This is a genomic window from Streptomyces sp. NPDC020996, from assembly GCF_040641355.1.
Taxonomy (GTDB): Bacteria; Actinomycetota; Actinomycetes; order Streptomycetales; family Streptomycetaceae; genus Streptomyces.
Map to the genome: position 1 here is coordinate 59,101 of NZ_JBFADM010000031.1, position 18,638 is coordinate 77,738.

An 18,638-nucleotide genomic window follows, 5' to 3' on the forward strand; every position below is an offset into this window, starting at 1 on the left:
TGATCCGACGCCATGCGCGCCCAGTTCGTCCTGTCGGAGATCGGTGTCGGTCTCCGTCGCAACCTGACGATGACCTTCGCGGTCGTCGTCTCCGTCGCCCTGTCCCTGGCCCTGTTCGGCGGCTCGCTGCTGATGAGCGACCAGGTGAACACCATGAAGGGCTACTGGTACGACAAGGTCAACGTCTCGATCTTCCTCTGCAACAAGAGCGACGCCGAGTCGGACCCCAACTGCGCCAAGGGCGCGGTGACCGAGGACCAGAAGAAGCAGATCATGGCCGACCTCGACAAGATGTCGGTCGTCGAGAAGGTCACGTACGAGTCGCAGGACGAGGCGTACAAGCACTACAAGGAGCAGTTCGGCGACTCCCCGCTGGCCAGCTCCCTCACGCCGGACCAGATGCAGGAGTCGTACCGCATCAAGCTGAAGGACCCGCAGAAGTACAAGGTCGTCGCGACCGCCTTCGACGGGCGCGACGGCGTGCAGTCGGTGCAGGACCAGAAGGGCCTCCTGGAAAACCTCTTCGGGCTGCTCAACGGCATGAACTGGGCGGCGCGGGCGGTGATGGCGCTGATGCTCGTGGTGGCGCTGATGCTGATCGTCAACACCGTGCGGGTGTCCGCGTTCAGCCGACGGCGTGAAACCGGCATCATGCGCCTGGTCGGCGCCTCGGGCTTCTACATCCAGGCGCCGTTCATCGCGGAGGCCGCGGTCGCCGGGCTGATCGGCGGCACGGTCGCCTGCGGATTCCTGCTGATCGCCCGCTACTTCATCATCGACCACGGGCTCGCCCTGTCGCAGAAGCTGAACCTGATCAACTTCATCGGCTGGGACGCCGTCCTGACGAAGCTGCCCCTCATCCTCGCCACCAGCCTGCTGATGCCCGCGCTGGCCGCTTTCTTCGCGTTGCGCAAGTATCTGAAGGTGTGACGCACACCAAGAGGGCCGTACGGGCAACGGGCCGTGCGGCCCTCTTGCGTTGTCCTAGACTCACCGGCATGTCAGGCCGTGACCTGTTCTGCCAGCCCCGCCGCGTCCGCCGCGGGGCCGCCCTGACATTGGTCTTCGCGAGCGTGCTGGTGGCCGGCGCGGCGACCGGCTCCCTCCCCGGACCCGACCGGAAAACCTCCCCGGACGCCGCCCGTCCGTCCGTCCCCCTCAGTCACCACGAGGACGTCGCCGAGGCCGCCCGGCAGGCCATGGCGGACGGCAAGTCCCCCATGGAGGCCGCCGAGCACGCCGTCAGCCGCAGCGGGGACCGCTGGGGGGCCGTGTACTCGCAGGGCGACTACGAGGAGTTCGAGCGGGCCCTCGACGGCCGCTACACCGGCGTCGGGCTGTGGGCCCGGCGCGAGCGGGACGGCCGCGTCGAGGTGACCCGGGTCCGGCCGGGCTCGCCCGCGGCCGCCGCCGGGATCCGCAAGGGCGACCGGCTGCGCAGCGTCGACGGCCGGAAGGTGGACGGCCTGCCGGTCACCGAGGTCGTCGCCCTGCTGCGCGGCGACGCCACCGACGCGCCCGCCGGCACGACGGTCACGCTCGGCCTGCAGCGGGGCACGCGCGCGTGGCACGAGACGGTGCGGCGCGCCAGCCTGTCCACGGACTCCGTCACCGTCCGCCGGCTCGCCGACGGCGTGACCGTCCTGCGGGTCGACGCCTTCACCAAGGGCTCCGGCGACGCCGTCCGCACCGCGGTCCGGCAGGCCCCGGCCGACGACGGCGTCATCCTCGACCTGCGCGGCAACTCCGGCGGCCTGGTCTCCGAGGCCGTCACCGCCGCCTCCGCCTTCCTCGACGGCGGCCTGGTCGCCACCTACGACGTGGACGGCGACCAGCGCGCCCTGCACGCCGATCCGGGCGGCGACACCACCAGACCCCTGGTCACACTCGTCGACGGCGGCACGATGAGCGCGGCCGAACTGGTCACGGGCGCCCTGCAGGACCGCGGCCGCGCGGTCGTCGTGGGCTCCCGCACCTTCGGCAAGGGCTCGGTGCAGATGCCGAGCCGGCTGCCCGGCGGCTCCGTCGCCGAGCTGACCGTCGGGCACTACCGCACCCCCTCCGGGCGCGAGGTGGACGGCCGGGGCATCACGCCCGACCTGGAGGTCCGGCAGGGCGACCGGCAGGTCCTCGAGCGGGCCGAGACGGTGCTGAGCGGCCTGGGCGACGCGGATTAAGGACTGGCCCGGACACCCCCGCACAGTGCGAAAATGGGCGGCACTATGGCTAAGGAAAAAGGGCGCAAGCTGATCGCGCAGAACAAGAAGGCGCGGCACGACTACCACATCCTCGACACCTACGAGGCCGGTCTCGTGCTCACCGGGACCGAGGTGAAGTCGCTGCGCCAGGGACGGGCCTCGCTGGTGGACGGCTTCGTCCAGCTCGACGGGAACGAGGCGTGGCTGTACAACGTGCACGTGCCGGAGTACAGCCAGGGCACCTGGACCAACCACGCCGCCCGCCGCAAGCGGAAGCTGCTCCTGCACCGCGAGGAGATCGCCAAGCTGGAGTCGAAGTCCCAGGAGACGGGTCACACGATCGTGCCCCTCGCCCTCTACTTCAAGGACGGCCGGGCCAAGGTCGAGATCGCGCTGGCGAGAGGCAAGAAGGAGTACGACAAGCGTCAGACGCTGCGCGAGAAGCAGGACCGGCGCGAGGCGGAGCGGGCGATGTCCGCGGTGCGGCGCAAGCAGCGGGCGTGATCCCGCGGCGGCGCGGTCTCCGGTCCCGCCGCCGCGTGGTCCCGTGACCGCGTGGTCCCATGACTGTGTGGTCCCGTGACCGCGAGGTCCCGTGGCCGCCGGGAATATGCTGGCACGCGGGTGCGTTGGTCACGTACGATGGCATCAGCACCGGCCACGGCCGGGGTGAGCATTGAAAAATCAACATGGGGATGATCGGTTTCGACAGCGGCTGTCGAAGCAGGGGAAGCGTGTCGAGGAAGCGGCCATGATCTCGTAAACCACAGGCCGAAAAAAATAATCGCCAACATCAAGAGCGATTCCCCCCAGCAGGCCTTCGCCCTCGCTGCCTGATCTCAGGTAGCGAAGCGAGCCTCCTGACATAAGGGGTGTCAGCCCGGGGCTGTTCCCGACCCGGATCCTGGCATCAGCTAGGGAACTAAACCTCGATCCCGGTCACGGGGTGAAGAGGGAAACCAAACAGTGACTGAGCCCGTCGGAGACTTGTCCGCGTGATCTCCGGGGCTGAGAAAAGCGAAGCGGACTGCACACGGAGAAGCCCTGATTCCGCACCGTTGGACGCGGGTTCGATTCCCGCCATCTCCACGAAGACGACAGGCGACGTGTGCCCGCGACAGCGCGGGCCGCGTCGCCTTCGTCGTTTTCTGCGCGGCTTCGCCGTGCGAGCGGGGGCTTCGCCACCCGCACCCCCTTGGCGGACGCGGCGCGCCTCCACAGTCCGGGGCGCCCGCTTGTGGGGCCCGGGGCCATATCGGCGGTTCGTTCACGCTTCTACGGTCCATGTTCATGACACAGACCAGAGCCGCACGCCGCCTCACCGTCCTGGCGACCCTGCTGGTCGCCCTGCTCTCCCTCGTCCAGCCGGGGCGGGCGCACGCCGCCGCCTCCCTGGAGGAGGTCACCGGATTCGGGTCCGACCCCGGCGCCCTGCGCATGTTCCGCTACGTCCCCGCCGGTCTGCCCGCCGGACGCCCCGTCGTCGTCGCCCTGCACGGCTGCACGCAGGACGCCGCCGGCTACGGCACCGGCAGCGGCTGGCTCCAGCTCGCCGACCGCTGGGGCTTCTCCGTCGTACTGCCGCAGCAGCGGAGCGCGAACAACGCCTCGAACTGCTTCGACTGGTTCCAGAGCGGCGACATCGCGCGCGGGCAGGGCGAGGCCGCCTCCATCGCGCAGATGATCGACCGGCAGCTCGCCGACGTGTCCGGGGACGCCGGGCGCGTGTACGTGACGGGGCTGTCCGCCGGGGGCGCGATGACCGCCGTGATGATGGCCGCGTATCCGGAGAAGTTCGCCGCGGGCGGCATCGCCGCCGGGCTGCCGTACGGGTGCGCGCAGGCCGCCGGATCGCCGTACGTGTGCATGTACGTCGGCGCCACCCAGACCCCGCAGCAGTGGGGCGACCGGGTGCGGGCCGCCCGGCCCGGCTACGGCGGGCCCTGGCCGGCGCTCACCGTGTTCCAGGGCACCGCCGACTACACCGTCAAGCCCGTCAACATGACCGACCTGATGCGGCAGTGGACGAACGTCCACGGCGCCGACCAGACGGCCGACGTCAGCGACACCGTCGCCGGTTACCCCCACCAGGTCTTCCGGGACCCGGCCGGCGCCGTGGCCGTCGAGACGTACAGCATCACCGGTATGGGCCACGGACAGCCCGTCGACCCGGGCAGCGGCGACACGCAGTGCGGGACCGCCGGCGCCTACCTCCTCGACGTGAACCTGTGCGCCGCCTACCGGCTCGGGCTGGCCTGGGGACTCGGCTGAGCCGGTCCCCACGTTCCGGTCCACCCGTATCGGTCCGCCCGTCCGGCCGGCACCCGGGTCACGGGGCGTCCCGCGGTGCCGTGCTCGCCCGGTCCGTCAGCCGGGGCGGCAGCAGCGTGGCCTCGGGCACGGGCGTGCCGCCCAGCTTCCGCATCAGCAGCTCCACCGCCCGCTCGCCCACCTCGGCGGACGGCAGGGCGACGGAGGTGACCGGGACCCGCAACGACTCGGCCAGTTCGTCCGGGCAGATCGCGGTGACGGACAGATCGCCCGGGACGCGCAGGCCGAGTTGTTCGAAGGCGTCGATCAGCGGCTCGAGGACGGGTTCGTTGTGGACCACGACGCCGGTCAGCGCGGGCTGCTCGCGCAGCAACTGCTCGGCGACCAGGCGGGCGGCCGCGGGGGAGGCCTCGCAGGGGTGGACGGAGGAGGAGAGCCCGCCGCGGCCGGCGGCCGCGGTGAAGCCCTGGACGACACGCTGGGCGAACGCCGTCTGCCGCACGTACACCTCCGGCGGCGACCCGACCAGGGCGACCACCCGGTGCCCCAGCCGCGCCAGATGCTCCACGCACGCCTCGCCGGCCGCCTTGAAGTCCAGGTCTATGCAGGTCAGCCCGTCCGGTTCGGCGGGGAAGCCGATCGCCACCGACGGCCGGTCCAGCGAACGCAGCAACGGCAGCCGGGGATCGTGGAGCTGGACGTCCATCAGGATCAGCGCGTCCACCAGCGCCGTGTCGGCGACCCGCCTGAGCCCCTCCTCGCCCTCCTCCTGGGTGAGCAGCAGCACGTCATGGTCGTGCCGGCGGGCGGCGGTGACCACCGACACGGCGAACTGCATGACCACCGGCACATGGATCCCGGTGCGTAACGGGATCACCAGCGCCAGCACGTTGGACCGGCTGCTGGCCAGCGCCCGGGCGCCGGCGTGCGGCCGGTAGCCCAGCTCGCGGATGGCCTCCTCGACCCGGCGCCGGGTCTCCTCCGAGATCGGGCGCTTGCCGCTGAGCGCGTAGGAGACGGTGCTGGGGGAGACGCCGGCCCGCCGCGCCACATCCGTGATCTTCACCATCAGGACAGCTCCAGGGAGAGGAATCCGGTGCCCGCCTGTGCCCGCGCCGTGCGCTCCCCGGCCGCCAGGTTCCACGGGGCCGCCGGATCACTGCACGACGCCCGCAGAGTCTCCCCCTCCCGTACGACGGTGAACACCACCTCCCCGACGCGCACCGTCACCTGGGCGCCCCGCTCCAGCTCGTACGCCCGCAGCGTCACCCCGTCGGCGTGGTCGTAGTCCGGCCGGTCGGCCACCGCGCCCACCGGAATCACCGCTCCCGGCCTGACCAGGAGCGGCACGCCGAGGAATCCGTGCCGCTCGCGCACCCAGCGCGGGCCGGTCACCGTCTGCCCGCTGACGAGATGGGTCCAGGTGCCGGCCGGGCAGTAGTACGTCACGTCGCCCTCGTCGTTGAAGACCGGCGCCACCAGCAGGTCCGGGCCCAGCATGTACTGCCGCTCCAGATGCGCGCACCCGGGATCGTCCGGGAACTCCAGCACCATGGCCCGCATCACCGGCACCCCGTCGGTGTGGGCGGTGCGGGCGGCCTCGTACAGGTACGGCATGAGGCTGAGCTTGAGCCGGGTGAAGTGCCGCAGCACGTCCACCGACTCCTCGTCGAACAGCCACGGCACCCGGTAGCTGGAGCTGCCGTGCAGGCGGCTGTGCGAGGACAGCAGTCCGAACGCCAGCCACCGTTTGAACAGCGCCGCCGTCGGGGTGCCCTCGAACCCGCCGATGTCGTGGCTCCAGTAGCCGAAGCCGGACAGGCCGAGCGACAGCCCGCCGCGCAGCGACTCGGCCATCGACTCGTACGTCGCCTCGCAGTCGCCGCCCCAGTGCACCGGGAACTGCTGGCTCCCGGCCGTCGCCGACCGCGCGAAGACGACCGCCTCGCCTTCGCCGCGGTGCTTGCGGAGCACGTCGAAGACGGTGCGGTTGTACAGGTGGGTGTAGTAGTTGTGCATCCGCTCCGGGTCGGAGCCGTCCGACCACCGCACGTCGACCGGGACCCGCTCGCCGAAGTCGGTCTTGAAGCAGTCGACGCCCTGCGCGAGCAGCGCCTCCAGCTTGGAGGCGTACCAGTCGCGGGCCGCCGGGCTGGTGAAGTCGACCAGCGCCATGCCCGGTTGCCACAGGTCCCACTGCCAGACGCTGCCGTCCGGCCGCCGCAGCAGGTGGCCGAGCGCCTTGCCCTCGGCGAAGAGGGGAGAGCGCTGGGCGATGTACGGGTTGATCCACACGCAGATGTGCAGCCCCTTCGCCTTCAGCCGGGCCAGCATCCCCTCCGGGTCCGGGAAGACCCGCGGGTCCCACCGGAAGTCGCACCACTGGAACTCGCGCATCCAGAAGCAGTCGAAGTGGAAGACGGAGAGGGGGAGTTCGCGTTCCCGCATGCCGTCGATGAACGACGTCACCGTCTCCTCGTCGTAGGAGGTGGTGAAGGACGTCGACAGCCACAGCCCGAACGACCAGGCGGGCGGCAGCGCCGGGCGGCCGGTCAGGGCGGTGTACTTGCGGAGGATGTCCTTCGGGGTCGGGCCGTAGATGACGTAGTACGTCAACTGCTGCGACTCCACGCTGAACTGCACCCGCGACACCGCCTCCGAGCCCACCTCGAAGGACACCTTGCCCGGGTGGTCGACGAAGACGCCGTAGCCCGCGTCCGTCAGATAGAACGGGACGTTCTTGTAGGCCTGTTCGGTGGCCGTGCCGCCGTCGGCGTTCCAGATGTCGACGACCTGGCCGTTCTTGACCAGCGGGCCGAACCGCTCCCCGAGGCCGTACACGCTGCTGCCCACGCCCAGGCCCAGCTGCTCCCGCAGGTAGTGGGCGCTGGTCCCGTCCCGCATGATGCCCATGCTCTTGGGGCCGCTGGAGGTGAGGACGCGGCCGTGGGCGAGGAAGTCGACGTGCCACGGGCCGGTGCGGGCCACCCGGACCGACAGCGCGCCGGAGGTGAGGGTGGCGTGCTCCTCGTCGTACTCGGTGTGGACCGCGACCTCCGCCCCGGTGAGCTCGAACTCGGGTCCGCGGGGCTGCTCCCCGTCGAAGTGGGTCAGGGTCACCCCGACGACGTCGGGCATCGGGGCGTGCGCGGTGATCGTCACGACCGGTCCCTTCAGCAGGTCGCCGCGGTGCCGGATGGGCTGGGTCGGCGCGTGGATCTCCAGCGTGCGGTCCGGGGCGGTGACATCGAGGACCTGGACCGGATGGGCCGCGGTGACACCCTCGCGCAGCAGCCAGTAGCCGTCGGTGAACTTCACGAACGCACCCCTTTACTTGACGGCGCCCACGGCGATGCCGCGGGTGAGCGTCCGCTGGAAGACGAGGAAGAAGACGATCGCGGGCAGCACGCCCAGCAGTGCGGCGGCATTGGTCATCGTGGCGTCCATCAGGCGCTGGCCCTGCAGGACGCCGAGCGCCACCGACACGGTCTGGTTGTCGTTGGAGATCAGCATCACCAGGGGGAGCAGGAACTCGTTCCAGGTCCAGATGAAGAAGAACACCAGCAGGACCCCGAGGGTGGGGCGGCTGACCGGGACCACGATCCGCCACAGCACCTGCCACTTGTTCGCGCCGTCGATCCGGGCGGCCTCGATGATCTCGTGCGGGAACTGCCCGAGGACCGAGGAGAGGAGATACGTGCCGAAGGCCGCCTGGATCACCGTGAACACGATGATCACGCTGAGCCGGGTGTCGTACAGGCCCAGTTGCTTGCTCAGGTAGTAGACCGGGTAGACCAGCGCCTCCTGCGGGAGCATGTTGGCGAGGACGAAGAAGGCCAGGATCCAGGTGCGGCCCTTCATCCGGCCGATGCCGATCGCATAGGCGTTGAGCACCGACAGGGCCGCGGCCAGCACGGCCACGCAGCCGCTGATCAGCACGGAGTTGAAGAGTTTCTGGCCGTAGTCGACCCGCTGCCAGAAGTCCTTGAGGCCGTCCAGATAGAGGCCCTCGGGCAGGCTGAGCGGGCCGTGCGCGGAGTACTCGGCCGGCGACTTGACCGCGTTGACGGCCACGATCACGAACGGCACCACCATGAACAGGGCGGCTAGGCACAGGGCCAGCAGCACCGGGTAGCGGCGCAGGGCGGCGGTCATGCGCGGACCCCTTCCTCGGCGTCCTCGGCACGGGTCTGGAGTTTCAGGCCGATCAGGGAGAGGCCCAGGATGATCACGGTGAGGATGGTGGAGATCGCGGCGCCGTAGCCCACCTGGGTCTTCTCGAAGAAGGTGGCGAAGGAGAAGTACGACGGCACGTCCGTCGCCCCGCCCGGGCCGCCCTTGGTCAGCACGTACACCGCGCCGAACACCTTCAGCGCCGCGATCGTGCACCAGGTCAGCACGACATAGGTCTCCGGGCGGATCTGCGGCAGCGTGATGTGCCAGAAACGGCGCCACCAGCCGGCTCCGTCCAGCTCGGCCGCCTCGTACAGCTGCGGGTCTACGCGTTGCAGGCCCGCCATGAAGACCACCAGCGGAAAGCCGATCTGCACCCACACCATCACGCCCATCACGCTGTACAGCGCGAGGTCCGGATCGCCGAGCCAGTCCTGCTGCCAGGAGCCCAGGCCGACCGCCTTCAGCAGTTCGTTGAGGGAGCCGTTGTCGGGGGCGAGGATCCAGCTCCACACGATCCCGGCGACCGCGATCGGCAGCACCTGCGGGAGGTAGAAGCAGGCGCGCAGCACCGCGGCCACCCTGCTGCCGAAGTGCTTGCCGACGTAGTCGAACAGCGCGGCGGCCAGGACGAGTCCGAGCACCGTCGGCACGGCCGCCATCGCGACGACCATGAACATGCTGTGCCGGAAGGACGCCCAGAACTCCGAGTCGTCCATCAGCTCCCGGTAGTTGGCGAGCCCGGCCCACTTCGGGCTGCCGACGCCCTGCCAGTCGGTGAAGCTCACGCCGGTGTTCATCAGGAACGGCAGGACGATGACCGCCAGGAAGGCGAGGATCCCGGGAAGCAGGAAGAGAGCGTACGAATCGCGGGTACGGGGGCGGCGCGGGCCGGCCGGCAGGTGCTTGCCGACGGCCCGCGGGCCCCGTTCGACGGTGGCCGTCATTGCTTCGGCGCGCCCTTGTCGTAGGCCTGCTGGAGGGCGTCGAGGTAGCCGTCCGGCTTCTCGCTGCCCGTCATCAGCTTCTGCGTCTCGGAGACCAGGACGTCGTAGAAGCCGTTCACCGGCCAGTCCGGGTAGAAGGCCAGGCCGTCCCGCTGACTCACCGTGTTGAAGTTGGCGATGAGATCCTTGGACTTCGGGTCGGTGATCGCGGACGCGTCGGCCGCGACCGGGACGCCGCCCTTGTTGCCGAGCAGGTTCTGGATCTGCTTCGACATGGTGATGTCGATGAAGTCGTAGGCGAGGTCCTTGTTCTTGGCGTTCTTCGGGACCACCCAGAGGTTGCCGCCGGAGCCCAGGGTCAGGTTCGACCCGGGCCACAGGGTGGTGCCCCAGTCGAACTTGACCTCCGACTGGAACCGGCCGTACCACCAGCTGCCGGAGAACAGGATCGGCGTCTTGCCCTGGATGAAGGAGACGCCCGCGTCCTCGGCCTTGGTGCTGGTGGACTTCTTGCTGATGTAGCCCTTCTTCACCCAGTCGGCGAAAGTCTCCGCCGCGTAGGTCCAGGCCGCGTCGTGGAAGTCGGTCTTGCCCTTGTACAGCTCGTAGCTGTCGACCCACGAGCGGTCGGCCTTGGAGAGCGCGAGCTGGTACAGGTACTGCTGGGCGATGTACTCGGCGCCGCCGTTGGCGAGCGGTGTGACGCCCTTCTTGGCGAAGGTGTCCATGGCGGCCGTGAGATCGTCGAACGTCTTCGGCTCGGCGAGCTTGTACTTCTTGAACAGGTCCTTGTTGTAGTAGACCATCGTGTACTCGGCGTAGTTCGGTACGCCGTACCAGTTGCCGGAGCCCATGACACCGTTGGTGTCGTACATGCTGGTCGTGCGCACACCGGCGCTGAGCTTCTTGTCCCAGCCGCGCTTGGTGGCCTCGGCCGTCAGGTCGGTCAGCAGCCCCTGCTTCGACAGCTGGCCCGCGGTCGCGTTGCCCTTGTTGTACTCCATGAGGTCGGGCGCGTCCGAGGAGTTCAGGACCATGGGCGCGGTCTTCTGGACCTGCTCGAAGCCCTTCTCCTCGACCTTCACCTTCACGCCCGGGTGCTTGGCCTCGAACTCCTTGATCGCCTCGTTCCAGGCCTGGCCCATGGCGCTGTTGGGCGCCTCGTAGTGCCAGAGCCTGAGGGTCTTGCCGTCGGTGGATCCGCTGTCCGAGCCGCCGCAGGAGGTCAGCAGCAGCGACCCGCCGAGGATCGCCGCCGTGACCGTCGTCACGCGCATTCGTGTTGTCAACATTCCGTGCCTCCCACGGAGCCGGATGGGTTCAGGGCGTCACGCGGAGGACGGCAGCGCCGTCGAATCGATTCGATGCGTGACGTCGAAGCGCTTCGACGGCTGAAGGTAGGTGCGGGCTGTGAGCCCGTCAATGCATCGCACGAAATTGGCCGCTCCGGTTCGGAACGCCCCGTTGCGCGAGGGAGATCGTCAACGCGACCGCCGCCGCCGTCACCGGCACCCCGAACCCGGCCGCCGGCGAGAGGTGCTCCACGCTCCAGCCGCCGGTGGCCGAGCCGCAGGCGATGCCGCCGAGCAGGCCGGTCACCGCCAGGGTCATGCCCTCGTTGAGCCGGCCGGCGGGCGTGCGCGCCTGCACCAGCGTCATCGTCGTGACCATCGTCGGGGCGGTCGCCATCCCGGCGGCCAGCAGCGCGCCCGCCAGCAGCGGCAGCGAGCCGGCGCGGGCGGCCGCGAGCAGCGGCAGGGTCAGCAGCGCCGTCATCGCCGCGACGCACCACGGCAGCCGGCGCTCCGCGGGACCGGCCGGGCGCACCGCCCCGAACAGCAGCCCCGCCGCGAACGAACCGGCCGCCTGCAGGGCGAGTACCGCGCCCGCCGCCGACCGGTGCCCCTGTGCGTCCGCGAACGCGATCGTGACGACCTCCATGGACCCGAACACCGCGCCCGTCGCCAGGCACATCGCGAGCAGCGCCGGCATGCCCGGCGCGCGCCACGGCGGCTTCGGGCTCCCGAGGGCCCCGCGCGCGTGGACCGGGTGGACGGGGGGTTCGGTCGAGCGCTGGGCGGCGAAGACCAGCACGCCGGTCAGCAGCAGCAGCGCACCGGCCAGCGTGCCCGCCTCGGGGAAGAGCGACCCGCACAGGAAGGCCGCGAGGACCGGGCCCAGCATGTAGCACAGCTCGTCCGCGGCCTGCTCGAAGGAGTTGGCCGTGTGCAGCGCCCGCTCGTCGCCCCCCAGCAGGTGGGACCAGCGGGCCCGGGACATGCCGCCGGTGTTCGGGGTCGTCGCGGTGGCGGCGTAGGAGGCGAAGAGGGTCCAGGCGGGGGCGCCGAGGCGCACGCACAGCACCAGGGCGAGGGAGCCGAGGACGGCGACCGCCGTGGCGGGCACGGCCACCCGCGCCTGGCCGTGCCGGTCCACCAGCCGCGCGATCCACGGGGCGACGACGGCGGTCGCCGCCAGCCCGGTCGCGGTGACGGCGCCGGCCAGGGCGTACGAACCGCGGGCCGCGGCGATCATCACCACCGCGCTCACGCTGAACATGCCCATCGGCAGCCGGGCCACCAGGTTCGCGGCCGTGAAGGCCAGGGCGCCGGGCACGGCGAACAGCCGGCGGTAGGGGCCGGGCGGGCGCGGGCGGAAGCGGGGGGAGAAGTCGACGGCCACGAGGGCGTCGCCGGTGACGGTGTAGAGGGGCTGCTCCGACATGCGCACCACCGTCGCCCGCGCCCGGTCACCGGGTCCAACACCTTCTCCGCGCCGATTCACGCACTCCCGTTGTAGATTCGGCGGATGCCCGCCCACCTCGACCCGCGCCTGCTGCGCGGCTTCGTCGCCGTCGCCGAGGAACTGCACTTCACCCGCGCCGCGGTCCGCCTCTACGTCGCCCAGCAGGCGCTCAGCCGGGACGTGCGGCGCCTGGAGCGCGAGCTCGGCGCCGACCTGTTCGTGCGCACCACCCGGCAGGTGACGCTGACGGCCGACGGCGAGCGGCTGCTGCCGCACGCGCGCCGGGTGCTGGAGGCGCAGGACGCGCTGCTCGCCGCCTTCGGGCAGGCCCGGCCCCTGCTGGTCGACCTCAACTCCCCGGGCCTGGCCACCGGGCGCCGGGTCCTGCACCGGGCCCGCGAACTCGCCCCCGAGCAGGAGCTGATGGCCCGCTACGAGAGCGGCCTCACCGGAGCGGCGGGCGAGCTGGCCGCCGGGCGACTGGACGCCTCGTTCGGCCGGTTCGCGGGACTCGACCCGGCGCTGCGGGCCCCGCTGGACCACCAGCCCGTCCGCTACGAGCCGATGGCGCTGGTGCTGCCGGAGGGCCACCGGCTGGCTTCCCTGTCGGCGGTGCCGCTGGCCGCGCTGGCGGGCGAGACGGTGTACGCGGGCGCCGGGAACCCCCGCACGCCGGAGTGGACCGACCTCGCGCGCCGCCTGTTCGACGGGCGGGGCGTCGAGATCGCGCCACCCGCCCCGCTGGCCGTCGGTGAAGAGGAGTTCCAGCGGCTGATGGCCAAAACGGGCCACCCCGTCCTCGCCGTGATGGACTTTCCGGCCATGCCAGGCACCGTGGTGCGGCCTCTGGTGGACCCGGTCCCGCTCTCACCGGTGTCGCTGGTGTGGCGAAAGGGACTGGTCCATCCCGGACTCGACGCGCTTCGACGGGCCGCGGCCGAGTTCGCCGCCGCGGAAAACTGGCTGCGACGGCCGTCCGAGGGGTGGATTCCGGCCATCGACGAGAGGGTCATGATGCCTCACAACTGACACCCGGCCACCACAGATCCTCCACGTGCGCTACATTCATGTCTTGGTAAAGGGGGCGCTCGAACCAGGTGGGGGCCTGGTTCAGCCGACGGGTGCTCGATTCGTCAGGCGCACCCAGAACTGTCCCGTGGGGGTTGTGCGTGCGCATGAAGAAATGGCGGGAAGACGCCCAACCGGAATGGGCCGGTTCGGCATCCGAGGCCCACACTCTCCCGGTGGCCGGGGAGGAGACCCAGGCGATTCCTGAACCCGGAGCGACCGGAGGCCCCGACGGCAGCTTCCATGCCTTCGGCGACGTCTCCTACGGAGATCCGGCGTTCGGAGACGCCGACGCCACGCAGGCGCTGCGCGGCGGCCCCGGCGCCTTCCCGCACGCCGGCGCCTTCGCGCGGACGGACGCCTTCCCGCACGCCGGCGCCGACCACACCGCCGTGCTTCCCTCCTCGGCCCGCCCCGGGACCGGACCCGCCGCCCTGCCCGACCCCTGGCAGACCTCGGACGACACGGAGCACACCCACGACCCGCACGAGGTGACCGTCCAGCTGGACGCCGTCAGCCTGCGGCAGGACATGGGCCTGCGCCGGGCCCAGGGCGGCGCGGCCGGCGGCGACGGCTCCGACGGACCCGTCTTCGTCGACGAGTCCGGCCGCCGCAGCCGCCGCTTCCGCCGCATCGGCATGGCCATCGGCCTGGCCTGCGCGGTCTACGCCGTCGTCATCGTGATGACCCTGCTCTCCGGCAGTTCCGACGCCCCCTGGCTGCCCGTACCCGGCCAGAAGGACGAGCAGCCCGTCGCCGAGGTCGACACCTCGCCGCAGCCCTCCGGTACCGCGGACCCCTCCGGCACCGCCGGCGCCTCACCCGGCGCGTCGGCCACCACGACCGACGGCATGACGGCATCTCCGAGCGCCGCCGGAGCCGCCCCCGGCGCGTCCGGGGGCGCCGGACAGGGAACCGCCTCCGCAGACCCCCAGCCGTCGACCAGTACGTCGACGTCGAAGCCCGGGACCGGTGCGAGCGCGCCCGTCCCGTCGCCCTCGGTCGACCCGGTCACCCCGTCGGCCGGCCCCAGCACGGACGGCAGCACCCCCGCCGGCCCCTCCGAGTCACCCGTCGGGGACAGCTCCGGCCTCGGCACCGGCACCGGCGCAGTGGCCGACGGCCCGAGCATCCCGACGCCCGTCGCCGAGGAACCGGGTACGCCCGCCCTCCCGTCCACGTCCCCGGAGTACCACCTCTGATGGCATCCCGCTCCCGCCGTCGCAGGGCCGCGAACAAGGCCCCCGACGGCTCCCGGCGTCGCCTGCCCATGCGGCTGCTGCTGCCCATGCTCGTGCTCGTCGCCCTGATGGCGATGCTCATGCTGCGCGGCTACGTGCACAGCGAGATCCTCGCCGACCACCGCATCCACCCCGAGACAGCCGCCGACAAGGTGCCGGAGAAGATCATCGACGGCGGCCCGGTCATCGACACCCGCAGCGGCCGCACCACCAGCCTGCGGCTGTCCGACCACCACCTCGTCCTCACCTTCGACGACGGCCCCGACCCGACCTGGACCCCCAAGGTCCTGGACGTGCTCAAGGAGCACGACGCGCACGCGGTCTTCTTCGTCACCGGCACCATGGCCTCGCGCCACCCGGACCTGGTCAGGCGCATGGTCGACGAGGGCCACGAGGTCGGCCTGCACACCTTCAACCACCCCGACCTCTCCTTGCAGTCCAAGAAGCGCATCGACTGGGAGCTGTCGCAGAACCAGCTCGCGATCACCGGCGCCGCCGGCATCCGCACCTCGCTGTTCCGGCCGCCGTACTCCTCCTTCGCCTATGCCATGGACGACAAGTCCTGGCCGGTCACCGAGTACATCGGCGCCAAGGGCTACATCACGGTCGTCAACAACACCGACAGCAAGGACTGGCAGAAGCCCGGCGTCGACGAGATCATCCGCCGCGCCACCCCCAAGGACGGCAAGGGCGCCATCGTCCTGATGCACGACTCCGGCGGCGACCGCCACCAGACCGTGCAGGCCCTCGACAAGTTCCTGCCCATGCTCCAGAAACAGGGCTACGAGTTCGACAACCTCACCGAGGCCCTCGGCGCGCCCAGCGCCCACACCAAGGTCGCCGGCCTGGAACTGCTCAAGGGCAAGGCGTGGATCTTGCTGGTCAGCGCCTCGGACAAGGTCACCGGCGTGCTGGTGGTCGGCCTCGCGGTGATCGGCGCCCTGGTCATCTCCCGCTTCGTGCTGATGCTCCTGCTCTCCGGCATCCACGCCCGCCGGGTGCGCCGCCGGCGCTTCAGCTGGGGACCGCCGGTGACCGAACCGGTGTCGGTGCTGGTGCCCGCGTACAACGAGGCGAAGTGCATCGAGAACACGGTCCGCTCGCTGATGGCGAGCGAGCATCCGATCGAGGTCCTCGTCATCGACGACGGCTCCAGCGACGGCACCGCGCGGATCGTGGAGGCGATGGGCCTGCCAGGCGTCCGCGTCGTGCGGCAGCTCAACGCCGGCAAGCCCGCCGCCCTCAACCGGGGCCTGGCCAACGCCCGTTACGACATCATCGTGATGATGGACGGCGACACGGTCTTCGAACCGTCCACCGTCCGGGAGCTGGTGCAGCCCTTCGGCGACCCCAAGGTCGGCGCCGTCGCCGGCAACGCCAAGGTCGGCAACCGCGACTCGCTCATCGGCGCCTGGCAGCACATCGAGTACGTGATGGGCTTCAACCTCGACCGCCGCATGTACGACATCCTGCGCTGCATGCCGACGATCCCCGGCGCGGTCGGGGCCTTCCGCAGGTCGGCCCTGGAGCGGGTGGGCGGCATGAGCGACGACACGCTCGCCGAGGACACCGACATCACCATGGCGATGCACCGCGACGGCTGGCGGGTCGTCTATGCCGAGAAGGCGCGGGCGTGGACCGAGGCCCCGGAGTCCGTGCAGCAGCTGTGGTCCCAGCGCTACCGCTGGTCGTACGGCACGATGCAGGCCATCTGGAAACACCGGCGGGCCCTCATCGAACGCGGCCCCTCGGGCCGTTTCGGCCGGGTCGGCCTGCCGCTGGTGTCGCTCTTCATGGTCGTCGCCCCTCTCCTGGCACCGCTGATCGACGTGTTCCTCATCTACGGCCTGGTGTTCGGCCCCACCGAGAAGACGATCGTGGCCTGGTTCGGCGTCCTGGCGGTCCAGGCGGTCTGCGCGGCCTACGCCTTCGTTCTGGACCGCGAGCCGCTGACCCCGCTGATCTCGCTGCCGCTGCAACAGATCCTCTACCGCCAGCTCATGTACGTCGTGCTGCTCCAGTCGTGGATCACGGCGCTCACCGGCGGTCGGCTGCGCTGGCAGAAGCTGCGCCGCAAGGGCACCATCACGGCCGCCCCGGACACGTCCGTCCAGCGCCGGCCCGTCATGGACGGCAGGCCGGCCGGATGACCATCCCGCCCTTCGAGTACGGACCGGCCAGGGGCGCCCAGCCGAACCCGCCCATGGGACATCGCACCGCACCGACGAGCAGCCAGGAAGCCCCACACGTGACCGTTCCCACCGCGCCGTCCGGCATGGGCGAGTCCACTCTGCCGCCGCCCCCCGAGCAGCGGAAACGCCCGCCCGCCAGGGACAGGTACTTCGACCTCCTCAGGGCGATCGCTCTGTTCCGCGTCGTCCTGTACCACCTGACGGGCTGGGCCTGGCTGCCCGTCGTGTTCCCCTCCATGGGCGTGATGTTCGCCCTGGCCGGCAACCTGATGGCGCGTTCGCTCAAGCGGCCGCCCCTGCAGGTCGTACGGAGCAGACTGCGCCGTCTCCTGCCGCCCCTGTGGCTGCTCGGCGCCATCGGAGTGACCGGCATGGTCCTCCAGGGCTGGAGCCCGAACGACGACGGACATCCCGGCTGGTGGTGGATCCACCTCGGCTTCTGGATCCTGCCGCTCAGCGACCCGCCGTACGCCGAGGGCCTGCCCGGCATTCACGGCATCCTGGGCGAGGGCTGGGGAGGGGAGCTGGCCGGACCGCTCTGGTACATCCGCGCCTACCTCTGGTACGTCCTGCTCTCCCCGTTCCTGCTCAAGGCCCTGCGGGCGCTGCCCTGGACGACCATCCTGGCGCCGATCGCGTTGTCGGCCGCCTTCGAGTTCGGCTACCTCAATCTGCCCGGAGAACGCATTCCGTCGGCCCTCACCGACTTCAGCACCTTCGGCGCCTGCTGGATCCTCGGAATGGCGCACCAGGAAGGTGTCCTGAAGCGCCTGCCCCGCTACGTCGTCCCGTCGCTCGCTCCGGGCGTCGCGGGGCTCGGCCTGTGGTACGCCCTGACCCACGGCTTCAAGCAGGGACACGACCTGGACGACATCCCGTTCGCGCAGTCCCTCTGGTCGTTCGCGACGGTCCTGCTGCTCCTCCACGTCAGCCCCTCCTGGACGGAGTGGCCCCGCTGGCTGCGCCCCTTCGACCGGCTCGTCACGCTGCTCAACTCGCGGGCGGTGACGATCTACCTGTGGCACAACATCTGCATCCTCATAGCCGCCACCCTGTGGGACCAGTTGTGGCAGTTCGACGTGATGTACCTGCACTTCTCATGGCTGCTGGAAAGCTCGTGGCCGGTTCTCGCCATCACCTGGATGTTCATCGGCAGCTGCATCGTCTGGTTCGGCTGGGTGGAGGACATCGCCGCGAAGCGGAAACCGCGAATATGGCCGGACGGGTCGGTGCCCAAGAGCCGCAAGTCGCGACCGAGAGCGCGCCGAGCCTGACCACTTGGGGTGGACGCCTGGCTTGAGTCACGTCACTCCTTCTCACCCCGCCGCCCGCTCACCTCGAACCACAGCAGCTTTCCGGCGCCCCGTTCCAGGGGGCTGTCGCCGAGGGGCCAGCCGCCCCAGGAGTCGGCGTACTGCTGTACGAGGTGCAGGCCGCGCCCTCCTTCGGCTTCCGCCGGCATGCATGGGACACGGTCCCAGGGCGGCTGGCCGAAGGGCGCGGGGACGCGGGGGTCGCTGTCCCACACCCCGACCCGCAACCGGCCGTCCGCCAGTGCGGTCAGCCGCAGGGAAGCGGGGCCACTGGTGTGCCGGTAGGCGTTGGTGACCAGTTCGGACGTCAGCAACTCGACGGTCTCCAGGGCCTCCTGTCTGCCGTGGCTGTGCAGCGCGGCCCTTACGGTCATACGTGCGACGCGTGCCGCGCGCGGATCATGGGGCAGGCGAAGGGCGTACACCCAGGTGGCGGGCAGGGATACGGTGCCCATCGGAAACCTCCAGGAGGGAAGGGACTCGGACTCGT

At 70.7% G+C, this 18,638-nt stretch carries 15 protein-coding genes and 1 other RNA gene; 9 read left to right on the plus strand and 7 right to left on the minus strand.

Annotated features, from left to right (window positions below; all coding sequences use genetic code 11):
* The first annotated feature begins 12 nt into the window (after window positions 1-12).
* The 5 genes from ftsX to AB0G63_RS21540 all read left to right on the plus strand — a co-directional run bounded on the left by ftsX (window position 13) and on the right by AB0G63_RS21540 (window position 4,469).
* Window positions 13-930: a permease-like cell division protein FtsX gene (ftsX, locus tag AB0G63_RS21520; protein ID WP_324784164.1), complete on the plus strand. Its 918-nt coding sequence runs from the start codon at window positions 13-15 to the stop codon at window positions 928-930.
* A gap of 68 nt (window positions 931-998) precedes the next feature.
* Window positions 999-2,177, plus strand: coding sequence for a S41 family peptidase (locus tag AB0G63_RS21525; protein ID WP_360752519.1), 1,179 nt, complete (start codon window positions 999-1,001; stop codon window positions 2,175-2,177).
* Window positions 2,178-2,222: 45 nt separating this feature from the next.
* Window positions 2,223-2,702 carry an SsrA-binding protein SmpB gene (smpB, locus tag AB0G63_RS21530; protein WP_324784162.1) on the plus strand — a complete coding sequence of 160 codons (480 nt, stop codon included), beginning with the start codon at window positions 2,223-2,225 and terminating at the stop codon, window positions 2,700-2,702.
* Between the two features lie 187 nt (window positions 2,703-2,889).
* Window positions 2,890-3,290, plus strand: a transfer-messenger RNA (tmRNA) gene (gene ssrA, locus AB0G63_RS21535).
* A 198-nt stretch (window positions 3,291-3,488) separates the two neighbouring features.
* On the plus strand, window positions 3,489-4,469 hold the full coding sequence (locus AB0G63_RS21540) for a PHB depolymerase family esterase (protein ID WP_360752522.1): 981 nt from the start codon (window positions 3,489-3,491) through the stop codon (window positions 4,467-4,469).
* 58 nt (window positions 4,470-4,527) lie between these two features.
* Here the strand turns inward: AB0G63_RS21540 and AB0G63_RS21545 are convergent, their stop codons facing one another.
* The 6 genes from AB0G63_RS21545 to AB0G63_RS21570 form a co-directional block, all read right to left on the minus strand.
* A complete protein-coding gene (locus tag AB0G63_RS21545) occupies window positions 4,528-5,538 on the minus strand; it encodes a LacI family DNA-binding transcriptional regulator (RefSeq protein WP_360752524.1) in 1,011 nt (336 codons plus the stop codon).
* Window positions 5,538-7,787, minus strand: coding sequence for an alpha-xylosidase (yicI, locus tag AB0G63_RS21550; protein ID WP_360752527.1), 2,250 nt, complete (start codon window positions 7,785-7,787; stop codon window positions 5,538-5,540). The genes AB0G63_RS21545 and yicI overlap by 1 nt, the downstream gene beginning before the upstream one ends.
* Window positions 7,788-7,799: 12 nt before the next feature.
* Window positions 7,800-8,624, minus strand: a complete 825-nt coding sequence (locus AB0G63_RS21555) for a carbohydrate ABC transporter permease (RefSeq protein ID WP_360752529.1) — start codon at window positions 8,622-8,624, stop codon at window positions 7,800-7,802.
* Window positions 8,621-9,589 (minus strand): sugar ABC transporter permease, encoded by a 969-nt coding sequence (locus AB0G63_RS21560; protein ID WP_360752532.1) that lies wholly within the window; start codon window positions 9,587-9,589, stop codon window positions 8,621-8,623. Before AB0G63_RS21560 ends, AB0G63_RS21555 begins: the two co-directional genes overlap by 4 nt.
* Window positions 9,586-10,881: an extracellular solute-binding protein gene (locus AB0G63_RS21565; protein ID WP_360752534.1), complete on the minus strand. Its 1,296-nt coding sequence runs from the start codon at window positions 10,879-10,881 to the stop codon at window positions 9,586-9,588. The genes AB0G63_RS21560 and AB0G63_RS21565 overlap by 4 nt, the downstream gene beginning before the upstream one ends.
* Window positions 10,882-11,008: 127 nt before the next feature.
* Window positions 11,009-12,313, minus strand: a complete 1,305-nt coding sequence (locus AB0G63_RS21570) for an MFS transporter (protein WP_360752536.1) — start codon at window positions 12,311-12,313, stop codon at window positions 11,009-11,011.
* Between the two features lie 84 nt (window positions 12,314-12,397).
* Here AB0G63_RS21570 and AB0G63_RS21575 point away from each other — a divergent pair, with 84 nt between their 5' ends.
* From AB0G63_RS21575 to AB0G63_RS21590, 4 genes are all read left to right on the plus strand, one after another.
* On the plus strand, window positions 12,398-13,363 hold the full coding sequence (locus AB0G63_RS21575; RefSeq protein WP_360752539.1) for a LysR family transcriptional regulator: 966 nt from the start codon (window positions 12,398-12,400) through the stop codon (window positions 13,361-13,363).
* Window positions 13,364-13,578: 215 nt separating this feature from the next.
* Entirely contained in the window at window positions 13,579-14,604 is a 1,026-nt protein-coding gene (locus AB0G63_RS21580; protein WP_360752542.1) for a hypothetical protein, read from the plus strand.
* The gene (locus tag AB0G63_RS21585; RefSeq protein ID WP_360752545.1) at window positions 14,604-16,793 is read left to right on the plus strand and encodes a glycosyltransferase; all 2,190 of its coding nucleotides are present in this window, start codon (window positions 14,604-14,606) and stop codon (window positions 16,791-16,793) included. The genes AB0G63_RS21580 and AB0G63_RS21585 overlap by 1 nt, the downstream gene beginning before the upstream one ends.
* A gap of 125 nt (window positions 16,794-16,918) precedes the next feature.
* Window positions 16,919-18,109: an acyltransferase gene (locus AB0G63_RS21590; protein ID WP_360752580.1), complete on the plus strand. Its 1,191-nt coding sequence runs from the start codon at window positions 16,919-16,921 to the stop codon at window positions 18,107-18,109.
* Between the two features lie 32 nt (window positions 18,110-18,141).
* Here AB0G63_RS21590 and AB0G63_RS21595 read toward each other — a convergent pair whose 3' ends face one another.
* Window positions 18,142-18,603 carry an ATP-binding protein gene (locus AB0G63_RS21595; protein ID WP_360752547.1) on the minus strand — a complete coding sequence of 154 codons (462 nt, stop codon included), beginning with the start codon at window positions 18,601-18,603 and terminating at the stop codon, window positions 18,142-18,144.
* Window positions 18,604-18,638 lie beyond the last annotated feature (35 nt).